Source organism: Ruminococcus sp. CAG:379, from assembly GCF_000434255.1.
Taxonomy (GTDB): domain Bacteria; phylum Bacillota; class Clostridia; order Oscillospirales; family Ruminococcaceae; genus Ruminococcus_F; species Ruminococcus_F champanellensis.
Genome location: NZ_FR894856.1, coordinates 1 through 4793, shown reverse-complemented (window position 1 = coordinate 4793; position 4793 = coordinate 1). Strand labels below are relative to the sequence as shown.

The 4793-nt window shown below is 47.4% G+C and carries 5 protein-coding genes and 1 pseudogene; all 6 read left to right on the top strand.

The genetic code is table 11. The features are described from left to right. Positions 1 to 204, top strand: a pseudogene (locus QVO51_RS03465) (hypothetical protein); the annotation flags it as partial. A gap of 8 nt (positions 205 to 212) precedes the next feature. After that, on the top strand, positions 213 to 1040 hold the full coding sequence (locus tag QVO51_RS03460) for a hypothetical protein (protein ID WP_022357253.1): 828 nt from the start codon (positions 213 to 215) through the stop codon (positions 1038 to 1040). After that, entirely contained in the window at positions 1027 to 1890 is an 864-nt protein-coding gene (locus QVO51_RS03455; RefSeq protein ID WP_022357252.1) for a hypothetical protein, read from the top strand. Before QVO51_RS03460 ends, QVO51_RS03455 begins: the two co-directional genes overlap by 14 nt. Before the next feature lie 8 nt (positions 1891 to 1898). Continuing rightward, positions 1899 to 2561 carry an ATP-binding cassette domain-containing protein gene (locus QVO51_RS03450; protein WP_022357251.1) on the top strand — a complete coding sequence of 221 codons (663 nt, stop codon included), beginning with the start codon at positions 1899 to 1901 and terminating at the stop codon, positions 2559 to 2561. After that, complete coding sequence (locus QVO51_RS03445; RefSeq protein ID WP_022357250.1) at positions 2558 to 3166, top strand: hypothetical protein; 609 nt, start codon at positions 2558 to 2560, stop codon at positions 3164 to 3166. Before QVO51_RS03450 ends, QVO51_RS03445 begins: the two co-directional genes overlap by 4 nt. A 201-nt stretch (positions 3167 to 3367) precedes the next feature. Beyond that, on the top strand, positions 3368 to 4708 hold the full coding sequence (locus QVO51_RS03440; RefSeq protein WP_022357249.1) for an NYN domain-containing protein: 1341 nt from the start codon (positions 3368 to 3370) through the stop codon (positions 4706 to 4708). The last annotated feature ends 85 nt before the right edge of the window (positions 4709 to 4793 follow it).

Here is a 4793-nt window from a genome sequence, read left to right as displayed (position 1 = left end):
TTTTATTTCAGTAAACACGATGCATGCAGCGGAAACTACTTTGCGTTTCACCTGGAGCCGGGGGAAACCACCGAATTTGAGGTGTCGTACCTGGTTCGCTGGTCAGAGATTGCATCGGATAAGGATACGGCACTGAAGCATGTGCAGTTTGTAACAGCATATCCCGTCACACTTGGCACAACAGTTGATCTGAACTTGAAATGAGGTGTGGAATGAAGCGAATATTTGTATTTGAATGGAAGCGTATGATACGCAGCAAGACCCTGCTGTTTTCCGCTGTCGCTGCTGCACTGATCGTGATTGCAGACGTGTTTGCCTGGTTCCGGCTGTACCAGCAGGATGTTGACGTATATACCAGTGTTTTCAATAAATGGCTGGGTACCCAGCCGGCCATTGGTGCAGGTTCCTACCTGCATATAGTGCTGCCCCTTCTGACTGCCTTTGCCTATAGCTGGAGCGTCAGCTACGACCGGAGTACCGGGTACATTGCACAAACCGTTACCCGCATCGGGCGAAGGAGGTATTTTACCGCAAAATACCTGGTTTCGTTCATCAGTGGGGGCATGATCTTTGTGGGTGCGCTGGTTCTGGATTTTATGCTGCTCGGCACCTTTTCGCCGGCATTCTGGCCCATCCCCGATGACCTGGTATCACCTGCGGGCCCCTTTACATTTGGCTCTGTGGCTTTTTATCAAAGCCCGTATCTGTTTGTACTGATGTGGTGCGGTATGGCATTTCTCTGGGGCGGCGCCATGGCAAGCATGGGTACGGCAGCAGGCATGCTGATCAAAAATCACATCGTTTCCAGTGTGGTGCCCTTTCTTGTGTTTACGGCACAGCAGCTTCTGGCTGTCTTTGCAATGCAGAAGTATCGAATTGCGATCAACGGAAAGGCAATCGCACTGGTCTGGACGGAGCAGCTGTGTGCCGCCCCCCTGGCTGCCAACCTGCCGGTCACTGTCTTTTCAAGCATCGGGTTCATTGTGGTTGTGTCCACACTGATTTATGTGCTGCGAGGTAGAAAATATGAGTGCCTTTAAGCTGATTTTAAGTGATATCCGGGAGGGGATCCTCCGGAACAAGCGGTACATATTGGTGCCGATCCTTTGCCTGTTTGAGTGTATGTCTGCGGACATCAATCTCAACATGTTTAAAGCATACGGGGGTATTAAAAGCCCCACGACCTTTTTGGATCTGATCGCAGAGCTTTTTCACGGATGCGATCCCATCACCAAGGCGCCGGATCCCAGTACGGTGATTGCGCTGCCCTATTTCTGGATTGCGCTGTTTGTCTTTGCAGTTTTCATCAATTTTGATTATATGCACAATGATCTGACCCAGTTCGGCATTCAGGTGCTGACACGCTCCCGGAAACGAGGGGCATGGTGGGGCGCCAAATGCGTCTGGTGCATTGCATCCGGGGTCTGGTTCTATGTGCTGTTCCTGTTGACAGCCCTGCTGTTCAGCGTACTCAATGGCTATGATATTACATTTACGAACACGCCGGATATCCTGACGATCACCGCAGACAGGAGCGTTGTTTACTTGTTCAAGGGCGCTCCGGATCTGACTGTGCTGCAGCGGGTCTGGCTGTTGCTGGCACCTATGCTGGTGCTCTGTACGCTGAATATGCTCCAGATGCTGCTCTGCCTGTTTTGCAAACCCATGTACAGCTATCTGATCAGCATCGGCGTGCTGATGTTTGGAGTACTGGACGATACACCGGCAGCATTTTCCCGCTGTGCTATGACCACCCGGAGCGATTGGTTCTATGAGGAGGCGTATCCTGCCATGACCGGCATGTGGATTTGCCTGGGACTGATTGCAGCAGTAATCATAGCTGGCGCATTGTATTTCAAACGATATGATATTTTGCCCAATAAGGAATGAGGTGGCATATGACAATCACAGTAAAAAATGTTGTGAAGAAAATCAAGGGGAATCTCGTTGCAGACCAGGTGAATCTGACCTTGCACAGCGGTACTGTGTATGGACTCTGCGGATATAATGGCTGCGGAAAAACCATGCTCATGCGGCTTATAGCGGGTTTGATCATTCCCACCGAAGGAGAGATTCAATTTGACGAAAAGGTGCTTGGAAAGGACATCAGTTTTCCCCCGAGCATGGGAATTTTGATCGAAAGCCCTGCCTTTTTGGGCGGAATGAGTGGGTTTGAGAATCTGAAGCTGCTGGCGTCCATTCAGGGAAAGATTACGGACGAAACGGTCAGAAAGGCGATTGCCCGGGTGGGTCTTGATCCGAAGGACAAAAAGAAGTACCGCAAGTATTCTCTGGGTATGAAGCAGCGCCTTGGGATTGCGGCGGCTATCATGGAATCGCCGGAGCTTGTGATTCTGGATGAGCCTACAAACGCCCTGGATTCAGACGGTGTTGCGCTGACAAAAAAACTGATTGCCGAAGAACGGGAGCGAGGTGCGCTGGTGATCATGACCTGTCACGACCACGTCACCCTGGAGGGTGTTTGCGACACGATCTACACCATTGAGCACGGCAGAATCACAGATGAAAAGCACATGGATGCGGAGGGAACTGCCGAATGAAAAAGCCGATTATCGCAGCAACTCTGATCGTCTGCCTGGTGGCTTGGTGTGTGCGGTATTATAAGGTGAACGGTGGTACCTTTGCTGTGCATTATGAGGGGCCCTCTGCGGTATACGGCATGCACGAAATGGTGTCCTTTGGTGACAATATCTCGAATAATGCATTGGAACAGCCCGGCTATTCTGTTTCGCTGGAATCCGCCCGCATGATAGATGCAGAGGATTATCTGAAAGAGTTGGGCAAGAAGCCGGAGGATTTTCATTTCCTGTCGGAAAAGTACCTGGAGCTGACCCTGACGGTTGCCAATGAGGGGGATTATCCAAAAGGACTGACCTTTTATGCGCTTCCTGTCCTTGGAAGCAATTGGTTCACATACTACGACAATGAGGTCACTGCCTGCATCAATCCCTTTTTTGAGGGTGACTACGACCAGGCTCACGCCTGCGCCGTCAGAACCAATACCAGTACGACGGTGAAGATTGCGTACAATCTCTATGAGAGGAATTTTCTCCCGAATCAATTCAAAAACCTGGAGCACGAGAAAATGTGGCTGTCGGTGACTACGCTGCCGGTGGATCAGCGTATTGCGTTTTCTTGTACATAAGGCAAAAGGATTATCAATTATAAACGAGGGCAGTTTCGCACAACGCTTGTGTGGGACTGCCTTCGGTTTTTGTGTCCGCCTCTGAAAATTGTGTGAAACCACCCTGTATTCACAAAATCTGATTGAATCCATAACGGATATCTGATATACTGGTTCTATACAATTATATAAAACCAGTTTGATTTACCGGAGGTGTAAAGCATGAAGCAGAATACGACAGTTGATACGAAAGATCTTGTGACAACCATTGCGTATCTGATTGGTGTCCGAAAAAACGTCCTGGAGCAGTGCTTTATGGAGTCCAGTCAGGATTTATTGCAATCCCTTTATGCATCCCAGTCAGCCACGATCATTCGCTATCTCTGTAAATTGCGTACAACGCTTTTCTGTACGTTTAAGAAAACCGATGATGAAATGCGATACAATCTAAAAAATCTGACATCCTTGGAGTGGTATGACCATAAGAACATTGCGACGTTGGAATCATGGGGCATTCCGATTATTAAGGCAAATTATCGGTCTGAAAAATACATGCTGGATCTCAATGATCTGATCAATAAATACATTGATGCCGTGGCTGTATTGTTCCCGGATTGGTGCGAGTGGACCTATATCAGAGAGCTTTTTGTAATTCCGCATTATCATAATTCCATTGCGCTGAAGCGTGAATTTGAAAAATACATGGCAAACAAAAACTGCTACCCCTTTCAGCAGTACATTTATTGGACACCGTATGACTGCGGTTCTATGCTGCTTTCTGACAGAAAATTTTTACAAATCATCTATGGTTTGCATCATGATACGTTTGATGATCCAAGCAAGTACAAGGATGCAAATGCGGAAACGAAAAACAGCATTTATGATTTTCTGCGTTGCAGCATGAGAACGGTCATTGCCGTGGATTGTGAAAATTCTGATGTGTATAAGCTGTATGCCACGCTGAAAAATCTCAATCAGGATGAGCTCAGTAAAATAGAAAAAATTTATTTATATGACGATCATCATACAACTGTGGGCTGGCGGTGGCTGACGAAGTTTATTACGATTCCGGTCGAGCATATTGTCATAGATCGTGTAACCGAGAGAAAGAGCCTGGTGGATATCGTCATGACCGCAGGTGTTTGCCAGAATCACTATGCGGAAGGAATCGACTCCTTTATCCTTGTATCCAGTGATTCTGATTTCTGGGGGTTGATTACATCCCTGCCAAATGCGAAGTTCCTGGTGATGTATGAGTATGCAAATTGCGGCCGTGCAATCAAAAATGCGTTGGAGGAGCATGATATTTACTACTGTTCCATTGACGATTTCTGCTCCGGAAATGTGGATGGCTTTAAAAGAGCCGTGCTGCTTGGTATCCTGGAACAGTATTTGCCGGATATTTTGTACATCAACGGTCGGGATCTGGTGGAGCACTTGTATTTGGAGGCAAGAATCGAAGGAACCGACAGTGAGAAAAAGAGCTTTTATGACAGATATGTAAAAACACTAAGTCTGAAAATCGATAAGGACGGTAACTTTAGCATTGAAGTGAAGAAATAAAAAGCGGCATAAGATTATTTTTTGTGAGAGTAGAAGCCATAAAGCGGTTGTGTTCATGATGTGCACAGCCGCTTTCTATTTACAA

Coding starts and splice junctions, on each gene's coding strand:
- QVO51_RS03460 (WP_022357253.1), top strand. CDS start 213: ATGAAGCGAATATTTGTATTTGAATGGAAGCGTATGATACGCAGCAAG.
- QVO51_RS03455 (WP_022357252.1), top strand. CDS start 1,027: ATGAGTGCCTTTAAGCTGATTTTAAGTGATATCCGGGAGGGGATCCTC.
- QVO51_RS03450 (WP_022357251.1), top strand. CDS start 1,899: ATGACAATCACAGTAAAAAATGTTGTGAAGAAAATCAAGGGGAATCTC.
- QVO51_RS03445 (WP_022357250.1), top strand. CDS start 2,558: ATGAAAAAGCCGATTATCGCAGCAACTCTGATCGTCTGCCTGGTGGCT.
- QVO51_RS03440 (WP_022357249.1), top strand. CDS start 3,368: ATGAAGCAGAATACGACAGTTGATACGAAAGATCTTGTGACAACCATT.